Source organism: Pontibacter burrus (assembly GCF_010686685.1).
Classification (GTDB): domain Bacteria; phylum Bacteroidota; class Bacteroidia; order Cytophagales; family Hymenobacteraceae; genus Pontibacter; species Pontibacter burrus.
The window spans coordinates 288095-307679 of record NZ_JAAGWD010000004.1; the positions used below are offsets into that span (position 1 = coordinate 288095).

Here is a 19585-nt window from a genome sequence, read left to right on the forward strand (position 1 = left end):
CAGAGGCAATGCAAATTTATTACGAACCAAAACTGCAGACTATGAAAAAACTTAAACTCTCCCTATTATTTATTGCAGCCCTTTTTCTGTATAGTTGTAGCGACGACGAAACCATTTTTGCTGATCGTGAAAGTGGCCGGAGCGGCAAGGCAACTGTGTGCGATAACCTGACCTTTGAAAACGAAAAAGCCGGAACCTATATCAAACAGATCAGCACCGAAAACGGGTATGGCCCCATTCGTGTACATGCCCGCGCACGCAACAGCAAAGGCGAATACATGAGCCAGAACCGTGCTATGATCTTCGATTCTCAGAACCCTACCGGCGATGATGCCGACCTGTACACTTCGGACTGGGGTAAGGTGCTGATCATACAGGAACTGGGCGAAGAAAACGAGCCGAACGATAACCGCTGGGGTGGCGATATAACACTCACGTTCCCGGAAGCGGTAACCATGAAATCGATGCGGGTGCTGGATATTGACAACCGCGAAGGCGACAACGAAAACAACTCTTGGGTTTACCTGTACGATGCCTCGGGCAAAGAACTGCGCAAAACGCAACTGGTACCGCTTGGCGATAACAGCAAGCAAACCGTAGACCTGGGTAACACAAGCGGCGTGCACAAGCTGAAAGTGGTGCTGGATGGTGAAGGTATAGTTGGCTCTGCGGCTATCGATAACATTGCCTTTTGCTTTGCTGCCGATGGTCCTGAAGAAGAAGAGAAATATGGCTGCACGGAGATAAGACGCTATTGGCTCGACCACTCCGACCCGGCTGCCAAGAACTATAACCGCGCCTGGAATACCTATGCCAAAGCCAAGTTCTACGACAGCGGCGAAACTTACCTGCAACTGCTGCAGCGCACGCCATCTAAAGGCAACCCTTACTTTATGCTGGCACAACCTTACATCACAGCCCGCCTGAACATCCGTAGCGGCGCTTCCACTACTGCCGAAGTAGCCGATGCCCTTAGAGGAGCAGATGCTTACTTTAAAGGCAAAGCCGATATAGAAGTGGCGCAAGTACTGGTTTGGGCTGCCGTGCTGGACGCTTATAACAAAGGTGATATTGGCCCGGGCCGCTGTGCCGAATCTGATAAAGAATAATTTACCACCTGCCATAACTATAAAGGGGAGCTTTCGGGCTCCCCTTTATAGTTAAAACCTGGAACTACCGGGGACTTAATGTTGCTTTACGGGAGCATACCTGAAATTTTTTATAACATAGGATGAAGGGTATATACAGAAAGTATTTCGATGAAAATGTAAGCTGTGGGCTAGTAAGTGCAGTTTTCCGACATCTATAATACAATTTTCATGATATGTACATTTTTTCATATCAGAAAAAAGTTGGCCTTATTTTTATTTTGCAACCATCTTTTTTTAAAACCCTCCCGTACAAGGTTGAAATGCTCTTAGCCAAGGGTGCATTTAAATACAATTTTTAGATCTATCAACCTACGTTGATACCCTGGCGACAGCATACTTTTTTTTACTTTTTACATTAGTTGCCATGAGAACATTTATCTACACTCTTGCCCTTGCTTTTATCACCACCCTTACCATGTCCTGCGACCAGGAAACCGAAGCCGAAGTAAGTCCGCTTACCACCACAGCCACCAAAAATTTCGGAACCGTTCCGGGTACTACCATCCTTAACTTCTCAGAAACAACCGGCCCGCTAAGCCAGGTAATGGTTGTGAAAGACAGTTATACCACACTGCCGGTTAAAGTAACAGCTAAACAGCTAAGAAACGGAAAACCAGTTGGCGCTAACCTTGCGCTGGCCTATAACACAATGTCTCCGGATAAAAATAACGCCGGCTACAAAGCTGTAAACCAGGGCCCGTTCAGGTTAGGCAACGTGCTTACGATAGGTGATATGCGCGGCCCTAACAGTACCATCCACAACAGAGGCGGAAGCATAGAGCTTGATTTCTCCAGTTTCGGAACTGTAGTTATGCGCGGCCTTTACATTGTAGATATCGAAGAGAACGAACGCGGCTCTACACTGGAACTGCTGGATGCTTCAGGTCGTGTGATTTACAAGAAAGAACTGCCTGTAACAGGAGCCTACAAGTTTCAGCCGCTGGTGCTGGAAGGTAACGGCGTATCGGGAGTGGCTAAGTTGCGCGTAAACTTTATAACCAAAGACGGACGTGGCGGATCAGGCGCTATTGATGTGATCCAGTTCTGCCCGGGCGGAGTTTGCCCAAGATAATATAGTTCAACAACTATAGCGAGAACCTCTCGGAGGATGGTAAACCATTCTTTGAGAGGTTTTTTGTTTTATAACTTTTTTGCGCAGGTAGTGCAGAGCGTTGCCTGGATAAAATTGTACTGCTTATCCTGTGTTATCATTAACTTATTTATCTATCTGAATATTTTTTTATAAAAACTAAAACCACCTGTTGGTTTTTTAGTATGAATAAGGAGTGTAAATATTTTGTACTTTTTATATATGGCTACTTCTATATAAGTAGCGGTAATTTTTCACTCTAAACGTTTAGTAACATACTATGAAACAACATTTATCTAAATTAGGATTGCTTGGAGTAATGTCGGTGGCGCTGGTGGCCTGCGACCCGGAAGGAGAAATACTGGAGCCGCAACCAAAGCAAGAGGAATTCTGTGACGTGATCGACTTTGAAAACGGGTCTACTAGCGGGTTCATTTCAGAAATAGCATCGGCTAACAACACAGTACAGGTACAACTTTATAACCGCGCACGAAACGAAGCCGGCATACTGACCGAAGATAACCGCGCACATCTTTTTGAAACAGGCATACCAACCGGCGATGATGATGACCTGCATACACTGGATTGGGGAAAGGCGCTGATCATAAATGAGATAGGGGTAGATCATGAGCCAAACGATAACCGATGGGGTGGCGAGATGCTGCTTACTTTCTCTGAGGCTGTAACGCTGCAGTCGGTTAATGTGCTGGATATAGATGAGTATGAGGACAACAGCTGGATATACCTGTATGATGCCGGCGGTAACGAACTATACAATGCCATGCTACAGCCACTAGGCGATAACAGCCAGCAGACAGTAGACCTGAAAGGTACCGCCAATGTTAAAAGCATGAAGGTAGTACTGGCCGGCACCGAAGGCCATGTAGGTTCTGCTGCTATTGATGATATTAAGTTCTGTGTAACTCGTGCTGTTGAGGTACCTGAGGAGCCGGAGCAGGGCTGCACCCGTACACAGGGCTACTGGAAAAACCACGCCGACCCAGGCCGCAAACAGTACAACAGCACCTGGGATAATTACCTGGAAGTGCAGTTCTATAGCAGCGGTATGACCTACCTGCAGGTGCTGAACGAGCCGCCACGCGGAAACGCTTACTTCATACTGGCACACCAGTTTATTGCCGCTGAACTTAACGTAGCTGCCGGCGCATCTATGCCAGCTGATGTAAAGGATGCCTTTACCGGGGCAGAGGCCTACTTTAACGGCGAAACCTCCCCAGCCAGAGCGCAGCTTATTGCCTGGTCTGAGCTGCTGGATAAGTATAACAACGGCGAGGTTGGCCCGGGCCACTGCGACGAATAATGCTGCTGAATTCCTGAGTTAAATAATAAGCACGAAAGGGGGAGCTGGTTAACGGCTCCTCCTTTTTTGTTGATGCCTACACAAACTATAAGCCATTACCGTACACAGCTTATGGAACAGAGCTTTTTACAGCAACTATACCAGGATCATACCCATACCCGCCATCTGGTGCCGGCGTCTGCCACCTGTCGCGTTGCTGATTCGGTGCTGCAGTTGCTTTTTCCGCCTTTGTCTGAAAAGCGCTATAGTTCTTTTGCCGAATTTGAATTGTACACCCGCAGCCTGCAGATAGAACTGGAACAGATCCTGGATGGCATAGCTGATAAACTACCTGATACACCCGCACACCTGGCCCAGGCCGCCATGGAGGCACTGCCACAGGTACACCGCATGATGCTGGGCGATGCGGAAGCCATTTATAACGGCGACCCAGCCGCGCAAAGCCTGGAAGAAGTGGTCCGGACGTATCCCGGTTTTAAGGCAGTTGCTTTTTACCGGCTGGCACATACGCTGTACCAACTGGGTATCCCGCTTATTCCGCGTGCCATTTCGGCTTATGCGCACGCCCGTACTGGTATCGACATCCACCCGGGAGCAACTATAGGTTCTTATTTCTGCATCGACCATGGCACCGGCGTAGTGATTGGCCAGACTACGGTTATTGGCAACCATGTAAAGGTGTACCAGGGAGTAACGCTGGGTGCTGTAAGTGTAGAGAAAACAATGGCCAACATCAAGCGTCACCCAACTATAGAAGACCATGTAGTGATTTATGCCGGCGCAACGATACTCGGGGGCAACACCGTGATAGGTACCAGAAGCATTATTGGAGGTAATGTGTGGCTCACCGAAAGCGTACCACCTTATTCACGGGTATATCACCATCCGCAGATAAAAGTACGCCAGGCACCCGAACCCGAAGAAGTGCTCAATTTCTCGATATAACTATAAACTAAACTATGAAAGCAAACTCGATACTGGAAACAATAGGCCGCACCCCGCATGTGCGCATCAACAAACTATACAATGGCAAGGCAGAGGTCTGGATGAAGCTGGAGCGTAACAACCCCGGCGGCAGCATAAAAGACCGCATTGCCCTCGCCATGATTGAAGACGCTGAACAGAAAGGCATCTTAAAAGAAGACAGCGTGATCGTGGAGCCTACTTCTGGTAACACAGGCGTGGGGCTTGCCATGGTGGCGGCTGTAAAAGGGTATCAGCTTATACTGGTAATGCCGGAGTCGATGTCGGTGGAGCGGCGCAGGCTAATGGCAGTTTACGGTGCCAGGCTCGAGCTTACTCCCCGCGAAAAAGGCATGAAAGGTGCTATAGAACGGGCTAAAGAACTCCTGGAAGAGCACACCAACTCCTGGATGCCGATGCAGTTCGAGAACGAAGCCAATACGCAGGTGCATATCCAGACTACGGCTGAAGAAATTCTGCAGGACTTTCCGGACGGGCTGGATTACCTGATAACCGGAGTAGGCACTGGCGGGCACATTACAGGTGTGGCACGTGTGTTGAAAGCCCGTAATCCGAACATGAAAGTGTATGCTGTAGAACCAACTGCTTCGGCGGTACTGAGTGGCGGGCAACCGGGGTCGCACCCCATACAGGGCATAGGTGCCGGCTTTATACCTGCCATTATGGATACCACGCTGCTGGATGGAGTAGTGCAGGTAGAAGCAAGTGATGCTTTTGACTATGCCCGGCGCGCTGCCCGGGAAGAAGGTATTTTTGTAGGTGCTTCGTCGGGAGCATCGTTGGCGGCGGTAGCGCAGAAACTGGAGAGCGAAATACCGGAAGGAGCGAAGGTGCTCACCTTCTGTTATGATACCGGGGAGCGTTACCTTTCAGTAGAAGGTTTATTTGTATAACTATAAAGCCGCTGCACCTGCAGCGGCTTTATAGTTATAGTTTCAGACTAAACTTCCAGTTGTTCCTGAATTTCCTGGTTCAGCGATTCTTTTACCAGCTGTAGCGGTCCTTCCGAGATGGATTTCTGCAGAGCAGCAAAGACAGCTCTGAAAGAGAACATGATCTCATCATCCAGCAGAAAATCGTTGTTGGCGGCATAGGCGTTCTTGTTGCGGATATAGTTTACCCATTCATCAGAGTCGCGGATCTTTACCGGTACTTTGTCTGGTTCGTACTGGTCAAAGAAAATGCCTTTCCAGATAATGGGGAGCTGTGATGCGAAATGGACCGCTTCATGTAAATGCAGTCTGTCGCGGATAGCATGCAGCACAGCTCTGAAAATACGGCCGGCCTTGTTCAGGTCGTCGGTTTGCAATTCGTTTGCTACCGTGTGCAACAGTACCGTTGCATCTTTCTTGTTGTCTTCAAAGTTAAAAGCCATGGTTTCCGGGTTAAAAAATTACACATCACTTTAATAGAGGTACGGCCTTTGGGGTGGGGTGTTTGATTTCTATAGTTTCGCAAGATTTTGAGAACGTAACTATAGCACCGCCTCTGTATACCTAACCAGTCATACCGCTTTTTGTTAAATCATTGAAAAAGAGACACAAGTAATCAAACTAAATTATTTATTGCTAATTATTTTAGTTTTAAATATAGCTTTTGCTAATATTGTTCGTAAAACAGAATCATATGGAAGCAAAAGTTATACCTCTACACTATAGTTACCCTACTATATACCGCCTTAACCCGCATGCGGGCACCACATTGCCTTTGTTCTCGGCGAGCGTAAGGGCAGGTTTCCCGAGCCCGGCTGCAGACTATAGTTCTGAGCCCATAGATCTTAACCGGCTGCTCAGCGACAATCCTACGGCCACCTTTCTGGTAAGGGTAGAAGGCGATAGTATGATAGGCGCGCACATAGAGCCCGGCGACATGGCTGTGATAGACCGCTCCGTGAAAGCAACAACAGGTAAAATTGTACTGGCTTTTGTGGAAGGCGAGTTTACGATAAAGCGGCTGCTATTAAAAAAGGACGGCGCTTATCTGATGCCCGAGAACCCGAAATACAAAGCCATGAAGTTTGAGAACCCGGATAACTGCCGGATATGGGGAGTAGTGGTAGGTATAGTAAAACGCTTATGAGTAAACTGTTTGCCTTAGTAGATTGTAACAACTTTTATGCAAGCTGCGAGCGCCTGTTCGATCCATCGCTGGAAGAGAAACCTATAGTAGTGCTCAGCAACAACGATGGCTGTGTGATTGCCCGCAGCAACGAGGCAAAAGCGCTGGGCATAAAAATGGGAGTACCTGCCTTCGAGATAAAAAGCCTGGTAAAAACGCATGGGGTAAAGGTATTCAGCAGCAACTATGAACTCTATGGCGATATGTCGAGAAGGGTAGTGGAGACACTGCAGCAGTTCAGCCCCGACCTGGAAGTTTATAGTATAGATGAGAGCTTCCTGGATCTTTCGAACTTTTACAATACCGACATACAAGAATATGCTAAAGAGATAAAGGCCACCGTACAGCAATGGACGGGCATACCTGTAGCGATCGGGGTAGCGCCAACCAAAACCCTGGCAAAAGTAGCAAACCGCTTATCTAAAAAATCAAGCAAGGCAAAAGGAGTGCTGGTGCTTACAGATCCGCGGCACATAGAAGAAGCTTTAAAACGCACCAAAGCAGGCGATGTATGGGGAATAGGCAGGCGCTATGCTAAAAAGTTAGCTGAACTGGGAGTGCATACTGCCTGGGACCTGCGCCATGTAACCGATGCCTTTGCCAGAAAGTACCTTACGGTAGTGGGCTTGCGCACGGTAAAAGAGCTGAGAGGCGAACCCTGTATAGAAATGGAAATGGTACCACCGGCCAAACAGAACATCTGCACCTCGCGGAGCTTTGCCAAAACAGTAGGTAACCTGAGTGCGATAGAAGAAGCACTGGCAACACATACCATACGCTGCGCCACCAAACTCCGGAAGCAAAAGAGCTGCGCCGGTGCCCTGACTGTTTTCCTGCAGACGAGCCGCTTTAACGAACAGGACAAACTATACTTTAACAGCCGCACTATAAAGCTTAACGCACCTACCAGCAGCGAGCTGGAACTGCTGCACTATGCAAAGCTTGCCCTGAAAGCCATTTTCCGGGAAGGCTACGGCTACAAGAAAACAGGCATCATTCTGAATGATATTGTACCGGAAAACCAGGTGCAACTTTCGCTGCTAAATGCGGGGCACCACGAAAGAGATACCAGGCTGATGCAGACACTCGATAACCTGCGCGAAAGATTCGGCTTTGCCACAGTAGGCTACGGCATGCAGGGAGAGGGGAATGAGTGCGCCTTACGAAAAGAGTTTGCCTCGCCGTGTTATACTACCAAGGTAGCTGAGGTGATGAAAGTGGGGTGGAATTATTATTCGTCGAGTAAGTAATAGGTTAAACTATAAACTATAGCTTTTTATAGTTTATAGATGCCCAAAAACAAAAAGGCAACTATAACTATAGTTGCCTTTAGTGGAGAATATCGGAAAGTCTTCAAACGTTTTAAACCCTGATCTTAGTACTCCCAATAGCCATTTAAAGTGTGTATACATGGTTTTTGGTAATCGTAAAAGGTGCTTTTTAGGCGTTTTAGTGTGCCAACAGTGGCATTTGGCACACCAGTTGGCACACCTAATTTTGCTGTTTTTCTATGGTGAACTCCTTCTCAGCAGTAAGTAAAATACGTAAATAGAAATTGTGGCCTTCGTCTGTGAAGTAAAACTTCATTCCACGATTTGAGTTTAATTCTGTACGAAGAAGTTTAAAGTTCGCTAACTTATTGAACATGTCTCGTTCTTCAATAGTGTAGCCATGAGTACCTAAAGATATTCTTTGTCCATAGAACTCAATAGCCTGTAAAAGATCAAACTCATCATGCTCAACTTTTACAATATTGGCTCTCAATAAGCCTGATAGTTGCGTATATGTTAATCCAGCATATAAAGGTTCACTTCTAGAATTAGAGTTCGATATTTGGTTTCTCAACTCAGAATTCTCTTTAGTAAGTCGAGCGATCTCTTCAGCAAGGGCGCCAGTGTTCACGGCGTTATCTCCTCTAATCCATCCAATTAGATCTTTGCTGTACATGAATTCGGATAGGGTTTCATGAATAGCTAGTTTTATGTCTTTGTAGTCATCCCAAAACTTAACTACTTTCCCACTTAAAACAGTAGTCTTGAACTCCTTCAATTCTTTGGGGTGCTCTTGCTCTAATGCTTCTCTGCCAATAGCGCTTATTTTGGCATCTAAAGCCTTATCTGTTACAACAACAGCAAAGTGGGGTTTCTTTTTTTCAATGGCATATTCATACTCAAGGTGAGTGTAACTCTTGCCTGTTTTAGCCTCTACGCTCCCATAACGGCCACCTAGTATTAACAAATAAACATCTGATTCGTCTATCCACCTTTTGATTACAGTCATCTGTGACTCATCACCCGCAGTAAAAAGCTCCATACCAGCAGGTATGTGGCCAGCTGATAGTATGGCTTCAACGGCGGCCTGTCTTTCTTCTTTTAAGTCTGTGAAGGTTGATGAAACGAATACTTGTAGTTTCTTCTCTTTCATTATTAAGTCTACTTAAACCAATTGCTCATAAAGCTCACTTTCATGTATAATCTCAGTTTTGAGCTGACCTAGCTTACTCGCTGACGCTTCTCGCTTGAGATTTATGATGATTATATGGTAGGTCTTGTTGTTGAAATGCACAACTGTAGGTAACTGCTTCTCTGGCTCGTTCTTATTGATAACAATTTCAACATTGTCTAAATTGAACACTACCAGGTAGCCTGTGTCTTTGTGATAATCGTTAGCATATTTCACAACTTGAGTAAAGCCATTCACAATGCGCTTTTTGGTGTAGCTCTTTTCTTTATCGAAAACCTTGATTTCTAAAACAAGCGGATCTTTACTATCTAATTGACTAACAATATCTGCACGGCCAGAAGCGGAACTTGGTGTTGAAAATGGGTAATCAACTCCCTGATCGAATAGGAACAGTCTTAAATCATCTTCAAATATCTGTTCATAATTAGAAGTTGCTGACTTGTATTGGTTATAAAGGTTTTCTCGCAGAAACCACTCTGTCCGCATTTTATACCTTAGAAGTAAGTATAATATAAAGCTTTTATGCTCTAAGTTATCTTGAATGTATACTACTATAGGCTCAACAAAATTATTCAGAAAGTTGTCCAAGCAATCATCAAAACTGCTGGCAGCACCTAAATTAAAGGCTATGTTAACAGGCTCGTATCCTTTGCGCTCAAAGTGCTTTATCATTTGGTAGAGAACTGCAGCTGCATGTTTTTCATTGTTAAACGAGAACCCAAATCTATTATCTAGTTGATCCTCCATCTCTTCTAAAGAAGTTTCATCTAGAGGGTTATCTGAAATACATTGCTCTATAATTGCATTCAAAACACTTACTTCTTTGAACTTGTTGAAGAAGAAGCTATAGTTGTTGTTAAAATTGTTGTAGGTTGATTTGTACAGCCTGTTTCTCCACTCCTGAAGGTTGCTTCTTAAATTATGTGTATAGTACATCCTATAGATTCTTAAAAAGTTTGTTTAAGTCGTTTAGTGCATTGTCAATATCTCTTAATGAATTATGAACAGAAGCTGTAGAGTCTTTCAGTTCTATATTGACTTTGCAGTTATGGCAGATAATTGTCTCTTCTAATTTGGCCTGAATCAGCTGTGCATCCATGCTATAGCTGCACTTAGGGCAAGTAATTGTGATCCATGATTTGCTAATTTCCATACTATGCCTCTTGTTATGCTGTTAAAATCTGCTGCTCGACTTTAGCCTTTAGATAGTTAATAAAAGCAGCACAGGTTACCAGCATAAATCTCGCATCCTCCATGGTTACGTCTATACCATCTTCTAGTAATGCGTGACGGATACCTCCTGCATCACTGGTATAGCCATAAAGCGATGAGAAAGCTTTTTTTAAGGCAGAATGAAGCTTGTGCTTTTTTTCTATAGTAGTTAAAGCCTTACCAAGGCTTGTGCTATTTTCGCCAGTAATGATTATGCAAGTAGCTTCTACTGCTGAAATTGATTCTTTGATTGAATTTCGGTAGTCCGGGTTCTCTGTCGGATAGGAAGCCTATGGCTGTTTTTAAGTGAATATTTACAGGTTGCCAGATAGAAGATGTGTTAGTGAGAGCCTGCTCAATTTCAACTACTTCTTCATTTGAAGTTATCTGTACTACTCTAGTGCCTATAATCCTGTAGCCGGCCATTCCCCTTTTTAGTGCAGTATTGCAAGCTTCTGAAAAGTCAGCTACTAGCTTAGGCTTATCTAGTATTTTGGCTAAGTACTCAAGAAAGTCATATTTGTCATACCATATTGCTTGAGCGAACCAATGATATGTGTTATTAATTACAAATTCTACATCTATATTAATGCTAGAAGAAGTAAATATTTCATCAGCTCTTTTGCCTAAAAAGTCTGTCCAGATTTTTAGGCAGACTTTGTCATTTCTTATTTTACTCTGACTATAACGTAGGTTTGGCAATTTCCCAAAGAAGTTAATAACAATTACATTCCAGAGCCTAATCGTTAAATCCTCGTCTACATTATCTATTTGAATTGATTCTCTTACAGGTTTTTCTCCTATTCTCTGAGAGAATGTCAGGTTGTCCATAGTTTACTTTTTCCTTGTCCACTCGATTGATTCTGAAGTAATGATATTAGATGAGATTCTATCAATTGCGACAAGACCACCCTGAAGCTTTTCACCGCCTTCTAACACCTTAAACATAAATGAGCCTCTGCCAATATATCTTTTATCTATAATATTATATTCTATATCTACATAGTTATCAAATACTTCGCCGATTGCTCTAAATGAATTTGTACTTCCCTCTCTATTTGGGGCTGTAGTTTTTGTTATAAATGTACCTTGGACTTTGTGCCCTTTCTGAATTAAGCTGATCATTTGGTCAGTATGAACTCCACCAGGGAAGTCGACGCTACAGGTCCATTCACCGGAAATGTTTATGCCACGGTAAATGATTTGTTGATACCAGGGGATAAGTACTTTTCTAAATAATTTTACAAAAGCCCAGATAATAATACTGGTAAGTATACCACTAAAGACACCAAGAAAGATTGATACAAAAGATTCAGGCATATTAAACTAATTAAAGTATTGCTCCTTACTTTCCTTCCAAAAGCTGAATAATCCGCTCCTGGTCTTTTACTCGCTGCTGCAGGGCCTTGCGCTCTGTCTCGCATAGGGCCAGCTCGTGCTGTAATTTTGTTACCTTATCAGTTGGTGCGGTACCAGCACCTGATTCGTCGCCATTCATTATTTTTTGCTTCACCTGCGAGCTACCAGCTATGTTGCCGATACCTATCAACTGATAAGCTATTACAATATGTTGTATGCAATATATATAAAGTATTGAATTTTAACTATGGCTTAATGAGTATTGAGAAGATTGATAGCTTTATTTCAGAAGAGCTACAGTGAAAGATTAAAGCAACTAACTATAGTTACAATTGCTTTTTGGGAGAAGGCCATAAAACAAAAAAGGCAACTATAAACTATAGTTGCCTTTAGTGGAGAATATCGGAGTCGAACCGATGACCTCTTGCATGCCATGCAAAACAGATAGTATTTCTTTATAATTCATGTATTTGTATCTGTTTTATAAATCATTGATAATTAACTGTAAAGCTAATGAAATACTTTACATGTCATTTCTTTAATTTTCATTAATTCTCTATACTTGTATGCAAATTGTATGCAAAGGAAAATTTGCATACACTCACTTAGCTTATAAGCCATGTTTGATTGTATACATAGAGATGTTGCGATTGTCGCAATGATTGACACCAGGAGGGCAAAGAAGAGCGGGTTATTTCCTTTAAAGATAAGAGTTACCCATAAACGGGAGCAACGCTATTACTCACCGACTCCAGCTATTGATATTGCGGCTGAAGATTGGGCGTTATTGTCCAACTATAAAACAGCTAATCTTGCAAGGCAGAAGCAAAAAGAGTTAAAGGAGTTGAGCCAAAGTGTTAAAGCGGCTTTTGATGAGATTGAAGAATTTATAAAAGCCTTAGTTAAAGATGATGCTTTTAGTTTTGAAGTACTTAATAACCGATTGAGTAAGGGAAAGATTAGAACAGTTAATGACTTCTTTAATGCTAAAATTGATGAATTGAAAGCATTAGGTAAGGTCAGTACAGCAGATTGGTATAAGTACACCCTAAGGAGTATTAGGCTATTCAAAAGAGGCAAAAATATAGAAATTGACTTAGAGAAGATTGTAATAGAGTTTAAACATATTACAGTTGATTGGTTACGAAGGTACGAGCAATACCTATTAGATGAGGGCAAGAGCTATACCACAATATCAATGTACATGCGAGCCTTGCAGGTTGTGGTAAACGAGGCAAAGGCAGCCGACATCATCAAACCCGCTCAACACCCATTCGGGAAAGGCCGCTATGAAATACCCCAGCATGCAGGCCGCAACATTGCCCTAACCCTAAACGAAATTAAGAAGATAGTACAGTATGAGTGTGAAACTGATACTATAGAAAAATGTCGCGATTTGTGGTTCTTCTCTTACCTGTGCAATGGAGCAAACATAACTGATATCTGTAAATTAAGATATGCTAATATTCGTAATGGAGAGGTTTGTTTCTACAGACAGAAGACCTTAGCGAAGGCGAAGAAAAAGAAGTTAATACATGCCACCCTGTTACCCGAAATGCAGGCCATTATAAACCGTTGGGGTAACGAAGAGTTAGACCTTGATACGTTTGTATTCCCTATCCTGCAAGGCGAAGAAAGCCCCGAAGAAGAGCGCACAAAGATCAAGAACATCACAAAGTTGATGAATACCAAGCTAAAAGCCATCGGTAAGAAGCTGGGTATACCTAACATTAGTACTTATACAGCACGGCATAGTTACGCCACAGTATTAAAACGGTCTGGAGCTAACATAGCCTTTATATCAGAGAGTTTAGGCCATAACGATCTGAAGACTACTGAAAATTATTTAGCCTCATTTGAGCAGGAAGAGCGGGTTAAAAACGCTGCATTGCTCACTAACTTCTAATTTGTAAATAGATGAAGAAACTTCTATCTAAGGATTATACAGCTTGTTTCTTAGAAACCTTTAGTATGCTTAATAGTGATTGGGAAGCTCATTATCACAACTTTGTGCAGGAATATCATGCAGCCAACCCCGAAATTATTGAAGGATTAAAGAAAGCTATAACTGCGGCTAAAGGTGTTTGGATGGGTATGATTAATAAAATCAGCCTGCAACAGATAGGGTGGGAGATTGATGATGAAGGAAATGAGATTAAGCATAAACCCTTAGATCTTCAATTATCTGCGTTAAGTTTTGTGCAACATTTTAATTTCATTGGGAGGCCGTACTATAACCATATTGGTAAGTGGTTTTTTGATGAGCAACTTACTACTATTGATATTTTAGATAAAGGGTTAAAGGCATGGTATAAGGGGTTAGAATATGAATTGTCTTTACCTGAAGAAGTAAGGCAGAGTGTACAGCACTTGCCATTGCCAACATTTCTTGACTTTGATGCACTAATAGTACGAAATAATAGATTGCGGGAATATGATAGCAATTACTGGTATAAAAGCTTATTCGGTATTGATATACAAAGCCAAGTATACATTAAGTCGATTAGAAGTATAGTGGATGGAGAATACAAATTTCCTGAACAAAACACCTTTGCCGAAAGATGGGAGTATTTTGTAAGGTATAGCGCACAACAGTATTTAGAAATGTTGCAGATACGGCACTTTTCAAGCCGTGCCGAATTGAGGTTATCTAAATTTGAGAAGCTATTAGCAAAGATTAACACTTTTATTGAAGAGGCTGAAGAATACGATATTAACAACGCTTTTAAACCTTTTGATGGGAGCAGTAAATATTCTGTATACTTATGGCTAACCAAAGAAGAGTTTAGAGGGGATAGGGTGTTGCAAAGTTATCTATCAAGTGAAGTATACGCCGAATATGTATTGCTTAAACAATGGTTAGAAGAGCAACTAAAAGAACTGCAAACCTCCAACCAACCTCAACAGAGAAATAGTAATGAGCCTATAAACGAGCCTGAAGCGGGTATACCTTATTTCAATTCAGATATTAGGGATAACGTTTATAACTCACTTAAACCTCATTTTGCAAAAAAAGATTATGAAGCATTGCAGATGCTTTTAAATGAGGGTAAAACAACTAAAAAGCCGCTGTTATTCTGCAATAATGGGAATCTTCTTGCATACGCTTTTAATGAACTTTATAGTGCGAAACTGATTACAAAATGTAATAAGAAGCAGTTAAAAGAGTGGATAATATCAAATTTTGAATATCAAGAAGATAACAAAGTTGTGAAATGTTTTAAGATAGACTACCTACACAAAGTTATGGTAGATAAGTATAATTTTTCCCGCCCTAAGATGCCTATAACAATTATAACAACATAGCCCCGTGAAAAATCGACTGCAGTTTAAGTGCAGTTGCATATTGTAGCATTGAAGCTGCACTACTACCTGCTATACTATTGCAGTATTGTTTTACTAAATGATACTGTAATGATAATTGTTCAATTAACTGGAGAGCAGCTGAGCACACTGATTCAGAGTGCAGTTAACAAAGCATTAGCCCCACAAACAACTCCAACTCCCAAACCTGACCGCTGCACATTTGATGAGGCGTTAGAGATTACAGGGCTTAGCAAGTCTAAACTCTATAAATTATCGGCTTCAAATCTGGTGCCTTGCAAACGCTATAACAGCAGGCTAACATTTAGCCGTAAGGAACTTCTTAACTGGGTAGAAGAACAGACAGTTGAGAAGAGCAGCGACAATGCTACGGCTTTATTAGCAGCTTCAGCAAGGCGCAAACAAAAAAGGGGATAGGTCATGAAGAAACATAACCTTACCCCTGTGCAATCTTTGGTAACTCGACAGGCCAAAGGTAACACCCACCTAACCCAACTGCAAACATTCTATAGTTTTTTAGAATCGCATGTAGCCACAGCCTCAATGGTTTCTGCTGCAACGGGTATCCCTCAGAAGTGCCTCACACGATATAAACGCCGCCTTGAAAAAGCAGGTCGCTTATGGGAGGTTACACGCAACTACTGTAAGCTTACAGGTTTTAGGGCATCCTATCTTACCACAGATCCCCAAAAAGCCCCTAACTATTCTTCTCAACTTAGCCTGTTTTAATGATGGAAAAGAACACTGTAATAATTCCAACAGGACTGGATTTAAACAACTATGCAGAAGATAACCATACGCCTGCATCCGCTTACACTGATATAGAAGTAACAGGAGAGCAGTTATTGTTAGAGGATGTGCAGGAAATGGAGTATCTATTATATCCAATTTTGCCTAAAACAGGGGTGGCCACCGTTGCGGGTGCATCTGATACAGGTAAAAGCATGTTCCTGCGTAATCTAGCTATAAGTCTAGTTGCAGGTGAAAACCACTTTGTAGGTTTTGAATTTAATACCAGGCAAAGAAGCTGTATTTATGTTTCATCAGAAGACGGCAAAGAAGCAACAGCCTTTCTATTGCAGCGACAAGCCAGCCAATACACACCTAAAGCTCTCAATAACCTACGCTTTATATTTGATTATGAAGACTTGTTAAGTCGATTAAATGATACACTAACCAATAAGCCAGCTGCACTGGTTATTATAGATTGCTTTTCAGATGTATTCGGTAATGACCTAAAAGATACTCAGAAGATCAGAGCTTTTATAAACCCTTATCAAAAGCTATCTGAAAAGCATCAATGTATGATTCTTTTCCTGCATCATACGGGCAAACGCACAGAGCATTTGGAGCCAAGTAAAAACAATCTGTTGAGCGGCCAAGGACTAGAAGCCAAAATGAGATTGGTAATTGAGTTGAGAGCAGATTTAATCAATCCTGACCAACGGCATTTATGCATAGTCAAAGGTAACTATCTGCCAGCAAATTTTAAGAAAGAGAGCTTTGTATTAAGGTTAGACGAACAAAGCCTGACATTTTCCAACACAGGCGAACGTACTCCCTTTGAATTATTGGTTAAACAGCCAGATGATGAAGCTGGAAAGGCTAAATATGAAGAGGCCAAGAAGCTAAAAGAAAGTGGCTTGAGCTATGAGAAAATAGCGGAACGCATAGGCTACGGCAGTAAAGGGAGTGTTACTAAACTTTTTGCTAAAGCTGAAAAAAACGGATGGTAGGTTTCCAACTGGAAACAATGGAAACGATAAGGAAACAAAGCCTGAAATAGCGTTTCCTGTTTCTTTCTCTTTAGTACAAAGAAACAGGAAACGCTCAGAGTAGGGCAATTAACTAATCATTTGCTTTATCTATGGATAGTATATTAAATACATTCGTGTCCTGTTTCAAGGACTACACTACAGCCGCTAACCCTGTAACTGTAAATTTGCATACGTGGCTCACATCAGATAACCACGCTGCAACAGTAGGGCTAATCAGAAGTGGCAGAAAAGAGCTTAAAGCTTTACTGCCAGCAATAACACCGTCTGGCATATTCTCTTACCGATCAGAAAAGGACTTAATCCTGCACAGCGGGTTTATACAATTTGATATAGACTTTAAGGATAACCAACATATTACCAATTATAGTGACTTAAAGCATCAGATATGCAACATTCCTAACGTGGCGTATTGCGGCCTTAGTGTAAGTGGTAAAGGGTATTGGGGTTTAATACCTATAGCATACCCCGACAAGCATAAGCAGCACTTTGCATACCTGCAAAAAGCCTTTGCAGTAATAGGAGTAATACTTGATCCAGCCCCAAAGAACGTGGCAAGTCTACGGGGTTACAGTTGTGATAGCGAAGCATATTTTAACCATCTGGCAAAGCCGCTTTATCAGTATGAAACCGCTACACCTGTATACAGACAACAGGCCTCACAGACAACAGGAGCAACAGACGAGCGGGTAAAAGTGGAGGCTTGTTTAAGTGAGATTGCAAAGCAGGGTATTGACATAACATCTTCTTATCTAAACGACTGGCTACCCATAGGCAGCAATTTTGCCAGCACATTTGGCGAAAGCGGGCGGGTTTATTTCCATCAGATAAGCCAGTACCACCCCAAGTACAGCCAAAGCGAAACTGACAGGCAGTATGATAGATGTTTAAAGAAGTGCAACGGAATAGCCTCAATAGGTGCGTTTTTAAGCCGTTGCGCTGCACATGGTATTAACTATAAGGAATTGCTTACAGAATCTAACAACTAAGTTTAAACCGTATGAAATCCACTAAAAAGAGTTTACAAAAGTTTACAGATACGCAGGCCAAAATAGATACATTATTGGCATTAGATTCTATTACTTATGATGATTTAGAAGTATTGACCAAAGAAGAACAAAAGAAATTTGGGGTGATGCTTACAGATACTTACAATAGTCTGAAAGGCAAAGAACTTGACAAGTTCTATAAGAAGATAGAGCCTATAATGGCTAAAGAAACAAAAAATAGCATCTGGGAAACAAATCATAATCATATTACCTATGCAATATCCTCACTTATGCAGGAATATGGGCGTATGCCATCAAAAGGAGAGTTAGCAAAAGAAACAGGTTTAAGCCGCCAAACCATTCATAAGCACCTGCAAGAGTACGCCACCAACCCTCTCTATTTAGAGCATCAAGAGCAGTTCCGACTTATGACAGATAAAGTATTAGCCAGGGTATTCAAATATGCTGTTAATGGCGACGTTTCAGCGGCTAAACTATTCCTAACGGTGATGACACCTACAACTCCAAAGCAAAATGGCAGCACACTAATACAAACTCAAAACAACTACATTCAAATTAACGGTACTGTATTAAGTCAGGAAGCATTACAACAACTTAGTACCGAACAGCTAAATGACTTAGAGGTAATGTTGCAAAGTGTTTTACCCCCAAAGAGGTAAGGCTTTACAGCCGCTCGAACTCTTCAACATACATAGTGCGAGCGGCTGTTTTCTTTACTCCATTATTAAACAAATAAAGCCAGCCGTTTTCTCTGTTACATTATCTACAAAATCTAAACTATGATTTTGTTAAATGAGGCAAAGTTTTGCAGATAAGTCCTTCTTGTAAGTTGTTGCTGAATAGTTTCAAAAGCTTTATGCTTTTCTTCTCCTAAAATGTTTGAGTTTGTAATTCTTACAGCAGTTCCGGCCATACAGACCATTAACATACCTTTACCCCCTCCAACTTCTGAATAATCAATGTCAGCACCAACTATTGCATTGCCTCCTAACTCAAGGCACTTGATCCTTAACTGAGCCATGCACAAATCCTCACCGTTTTTTAATTTCTCATTATAGGCTCCTGATTGGCCTCCAAAGAAGTCCGTAAAGGAAGATGCTACCTCAGAAAATACACCCGTTCCTGTTGTAGTTTGACCTGTAACTATTCCTAAAGTTTCATATTGCCAATTAACAGGAGTATGAATAGTAACGATGGGAATAATCTTGATTAGCTGTTCTAAATCTGTTCTTATGCTTCTCAATTCTGCATTCCAATTTTTTTTAGCCTCATCAAGAGCACTAAACTGGCAATTTGAACAAAAAGCTGGGTGCTTGTATTTTGAAAATTCATTTATAAATGGAACAAGTTTTTCATCTGCTAAGGAATGTCCAGAAAATAAACCTGAACCTATTTTGCTTTTACAGGCGGGGCAGTTAGAGTAAGTAGTTTCCATATCTTATACTACATTGATGATTATAATTGGAGTTTAATTTTATGTCAATATAGTAATATCATAATCATTTAGTCGATAATGATAAATAAATGTCTAAAGAAACATAAGCCGTGATGGAAGAAAGTGAATGAGCAACCGAAATTAAGGCAGTAGCAAGCTAAGTGTATGTAAATTGTATGCAAATAAAAAAGCACTTACGGGTTTTATCCTGTAAGTGCTTGGTTATCAGTGGAGAATATCGGAGTCGAACCGATGACCTCTTGCATGCCATGCAAGCGCTCTAGCCAGCTGAGCTAATCCCCCGTTTGTGCCACAAAATTAAAGCAATTTTTCAGAACGCAAA

At 42.0% G+C, this 19585-nt stretch carries 20 protein-coding genes and 1 tRNA gene; 13 read left to right on the plus strand and 8 right to left on the minus strand.

Annotation, left to right across the window (positions count from 1 at the left end; translation table 11 throughout):
• Nucleotides 1-41: 41 nt before the first annotated feature.
• From GXP69_RS10820 to cysK, 5 genes are all read left to right on the plus strand, one after another.
• Entirely contained in the window at nucleotides 42-1109 is a 1068-nt protein-coding gene (locus GXP69_RS10820; protein WP_163915078.1) for a hypothetical protein, read from the plus strand.
• A gap of 406 nt (nucleotides 1110-1515) precedes the next feature.
• Entirely contained in the window at nucleotides 1516-2223 is a 708-nt protein-coding gene (locus GXP69_RS10825; RefSeq protein WP_163915079.1) for a hypothetical protein, read from the plus strand.
• 298 nt (nucleotides 2224-2521) lie between these two features.
• Entirely contained in the window at nucleotides 2522-3562 is a 1041-nt protein-coding gene (locus tag GXP69_RS10830) for a hypothetical protein (protein WP_163915080.1), read from the plus strand.
• 111 nt (nucleotides 3563-3673) lie between these two features.
• Nucleotides 3674-4507: a serine O-acetyltransferase EpsC gene (gene epsC, locus GXP69_RS10835; RefSeq protein ID WP_163915081.1), complete on the plus strand. Its 834-nt coding sequence runs from the start codon at nucleotides 3674-3676 to the stop codon at nucleotides 4505-4507.
• 14 nt (nucleotides 4508-4521) lie between these two features.
• Entirely contained in the window at nucleotides 4522-5439 is a 918-nt protein-coding gene (gene cysK / locus GXP69_RS10840; protein WP_163915082.1) for a cysteine synthase A, read from the plus strand.
• A 47-nt stretch (nucleotides 5440-5486) separates the two neighbouring features.
• Here cysK and GXP69_RS10845 read toward each other — a convergent pair whose 3' ends face one another.
• Nucleotides 5487-5921 (minus strand): DUF2267 domain-containing protein, encoded by a 435-nt coding sequence (locus GXP69_RS10845; protein ID WP_163915083.1) that lies wholly within the window; start codon nucleotides 5919-5921, stop codon nucleotides 5487-5489.
• Between the two features lie 251 nt (nucleotides 5922-6172).
• Here GXP69_RS10845 and GXP69_RS10850 point away from each other — a divergent pair, with 251 nt between their 5' ends.
• Both GXP69_RS10850 and GXP69_RS10855 read left to right on the plus strand, forming a co-directional pair.
• Nucleotides 6173-6625 carry a LexA family protein gene (locus GXP69_RS10850; protein ID WP_163915084.1) on the plus strand — a complete coding sequence of 151 codons (453 nt, stop codon included), beginning with the start codon at nucleotides 6173-6175 and terminating at the stop codon, nucleotides 6623-6625.
• Nucleotides 6622-7914, plus strand: coding sequence for a Y-family DNA polymerase (locus GXP69_RS10855; protein WP_163915085.1), 1293 nt, complete (start codon nucleotides 6622-6624; stop codon nucleotides 7912-7914). The genes GXP69_RS10850 and GXP69_RS10855 overlap by 4 nt, the downstream gene beginning before the upstream one ends.
• Nucleotides 7915-8155: 241 nt before the next feature.
• Here GXP69_RS10855 and GXP69_RS10860 read toward each other — a convergent pair whose 3' ends face one another.
• The 5 genes from GXP69_RS10860 to GXP69_RS10885 form a co-directional block, all read right to left on the minus strand.
• On the minus strand, nucleotides 8156-9088 hold the full coding sequence (locus tag GXP69_RS10860) for a DUF4062 domain-containing protein (RefSeq protein ID WP_163915086.1): 933 nt from the start codon (nucleotides 9086-9088) through the stop codon (nucleotides 8156-8158).
• A gap of 12 nt (nucleotides 9089-9100) precedes the next feature.
• Complete coding sequence (locus GXP69_RS10865; RefSeq protein ID WP_204281994.1) at nucleotides 9101-10063, minus strand: hypothetical protein; 963 nt, start codon at nucleotides 10061-10063, stop codon at nucleotides 9101-9103.
• Between the two features lie 468 nt (nucleotides 10064-10531).
• Nucleotides 10532-11170, minus strand: coding sequence for an AbiJ-NTD4 domain-containing protein (locus tag GXP69_RS10875; RefSeq protein ID WP_163915089.1), 639 nt, complete (start codon nucleotides 11168-11170; stop codon nucleotides 10532-10534).
• 3 nt (nucleotides 11171-11173) lie between these two features.
• On the minus strand, nucleotides 11174-11659 hold the full coding sequence (locus tag GXP69_RS10880) for a hypothetical protein (protein ID WP_163915090.1): 486 nt from the start codon (nucleotides 11657-11659) through the stop codon (nucleotides 11174-11176).
• A 25-nt stretch (nucleotides 11660-11684) separates the two neighbouring features.
• On the minus strand, nucleotides 11685-11852 hold the full coding sequence (locus tag GXP69_RS10885; RefSeq protein ID WP_163915091.1) for a hypothetical protein: 168 nt from the start codon (nucleotides 11850-11852) through the stop codon (nucleotides 11685-11687).
• A 465-nt stretch (nucleotides 11853-12317) separates the two neighbouring features.
• On the opposite strand from GXP69_RS10885, the gene GXP69_RS10890 reads away from it, so the two are divergent.
• The 6 genes from GXP69_RS10890 to GXP69_RS10915 all read left to right on the plus strand — a co-directional run bounded on the left by GXP69_RS10890 (nucleotide 12318) and on the right by GXP69_RS10915 (nucleotide 18466).
• Entirely contained in the window at nucleotides 12318-13604 is a 1287-nt protein-coding gene (locus GXP69_RS10890) for a tyrosine-type recombinase/integrase (RefSeq protein WP_163915092.1), read from the plus strand.
• An 11-nt stretch (nucleotides 13605-13615) separates the two neighbouring features.
• Entirely contained in the window at nucleotides 13616-15004 is a 1389-nt protein-coding gene (locus GXP69_RS10895) for a hypothetical protein (protein WP_163915093.1), read from the plus strand.
• Between the two features lie 48 nt (nucleotides 15005-15052).
• Entirely contained in the window at nucleotides 15053-15439 is a 387-nt protein-coding gene (locus tag GXP69_RS10900; protein ID WP_163915094.1) for a helix-turn-helix domain-containing protein, read from the plus strand.
• Nucleotides 15440-15750: 311 nt separating this feature from the next.
• Nucleotides 15751-16758, plus strand: coding sequence for an AAA family ATPase (locus GXP69_RS10905; RefSeq protein WP_163915095.1), 1008 nt, complete (start codon nucleotides 15751-15753; stop codon nucleotides 16756-16758).
• A 131-nt stretch (nucleotides 16759-16889) separates the two neighbouring features.
• Nucleotides 16890-17786, plus strand: coding sequence for a BT4734/BF3469 family protein (locus tag GXP69_RS10910; RefSeq protein ID WP_163915096.1), 897 nt, complete (start codon nucleotides 16890-16892; stop codon nucleotides 17784-17786).
• Between the two features lie 11 nt (nucleotides 17787-17797).
• Complete coding sequence (locus GXP69_RS10915) at nucleotides 17798-18466, plus strand: winged helix-turn-helix domain-containing protein (protein ID WP_163915097.1); 669 nt, start codon at nucleotides 17798-17800, stop codon at nucleotides 18464-18466.
• 113 nt (nucleotides 18467-18579) lie between these two features.
• Here the strand turns inward: GXP69_RS10915 and GXP69_RS10920 are convergent, their stop codons facing one another.
• Both GXP69_RS10920 and GXP69_RS10925 read right to left on the minus strand, forming a co-directional pair.
• Nucleotides 18580-19242: a YbjQ family protein gene (locus GXP69_RS10920; protein WP_163915098.1), complete on the minus strand. Its 663-nt coding sequence runs from the start codon at nucleotides 19240-19242 to the stop codon at nucleotides 18580-18582.
• A gap of 229 nt (nucleotides 19243-19471) precedes the next feature.
• A tRNA-Ala gene (locus tag GXP69_RS10925) sits at nucleotides 19472-19545 on the minus strand.
• Nucleotides 19546-19585: the final 40 nt, after the last annotated feature.

Excerpts from the sequence above, each read along its gene's own strand:
- GXP69_RS10855 (WP_163915085.1), top strand. The coding sequence starts at position 6,622 with ATGAGTAAACTGTTTGCCTTAGTAGATTGTAACAACTTTTATGCAAGC.
- GXP69_RS10875 (WP_163915089.1), bottom strand. The coding sequence starts at position 11,170 with ATGGACAACCTGACATTCTCTCAGAGAATAGGAGAAAAACCTGTAAGA.
- GXP69_RS10865 (WP_204281994.1), bottom strand. The coding sequence starts at position 10,063 with ATGTACTATACACATAATTTAAGAAGCAACCTTCAGGAGTGGAGAAAC.
- GXP69_RS10850 (WP_163915084.1), top strand. The coding sequence starts at position 6,173 with ATGGAAGCAAAAGTTATACCTCTACACTATAGTTACCCTACTATATAC.
- GXP69_RS10830 (WP_163915080.1), top strand. The coding sequence starts at position 2,522 with ATGAAACAACATTTATCTAAATTAGGATTGCTTGGAGTAATGTCGGTG.
- GXP69_RS10890 (WP_163915092.1), top strand. The coding sequence starts at position 12,318 with ATGTTTGATTGTATACATAGAGATGTTGCGATTGTCGCAATGATTGAC.
- GXP69_RS10880 (WP_163915090.1), bottom strand. The coding sequence starts at position 11,659 with ATGCCTGAATCTTTTGTATCAATCTTTCTTGGTGTCTTTAGTGGTATA.
- GXP69_RS10860 (WP_163915086.1), bottom strand. The coding sequence starts at position 9,088 with ATGAAAGAGAAGAAACTACAAGTATTCGTTTCATCAACCTTCACAGAC.
- cysK (WP_163915082.1), top strand. The coding sequence starts at position 4,522 with ATGAAAGCAAACTCGATACTGGAAACAATAGGCCGCACCCCGCATGTG.
- epsC (WP_163915081.1), top strand. The coding sequence starts at position 3,674 with ATGGAACAGAGCTTTTTACAGCAACTATACCAGGATCATACCCATACC.
- GXP69_RS10920 (WP_163915098.1), bottom strand. The coding sequence starts at position 19,242 with ATGGAAACTACTTACTCTAACTGCCCCGCCTGTAAAAGCAAAATAGGT.
- GXP69_RS10905 (WP_163915095.1), top strand. The coding sequence starts at position 15,751 with ATGATGGAAAAGAACACTGTAATAATTCCAACAGGACTGGATTTAAAC.
- GXP69_RS10910 (WP_163915096.1), top strand. The coding sequence starts at position 16,890 with ATGGATAGTATATTAAATACATTCGTGTCCTGTTTCAAGGACTACACT.
- GXP69_RS10895 (WP_163915093.1), top strand. The coding sequence starts at position 13,616 with ATGAAGAAACTTCTATCTAAGGATTATACAGCTTGTTTCTTAGAAACC.
- GXP69_RS10845 (WP_163915083.1), bottom strand. The coding sequence starts at position 5,921 with ATGGCTTTTAACTTTGAAGACAACAAGAAAGATGCAACGGTACTGTTG.
- GXP69_RS10825 (WP_163915079.1), top strand. The coding sequence starts at position 1,516 with ATGAGAACATTTATCTACACTCTTGCCCTTGCTTTTATCACCACCCTT.
- GXP69_RS10820 (WP_163915078.1), top strand. The coding sequence starts at position 42 with ATGAAAAAACTTAAACTCTCCCTATTATTTATTGCAGCCCTTTTTCTG.
- GXP69_RS10915 (WP_163915097.1), top strand. The coding sequence starts at position 17,798 with ATGAAATCCACTAAAAAGAGTTTACAAAAGTTTACAGATACGCAGGCC.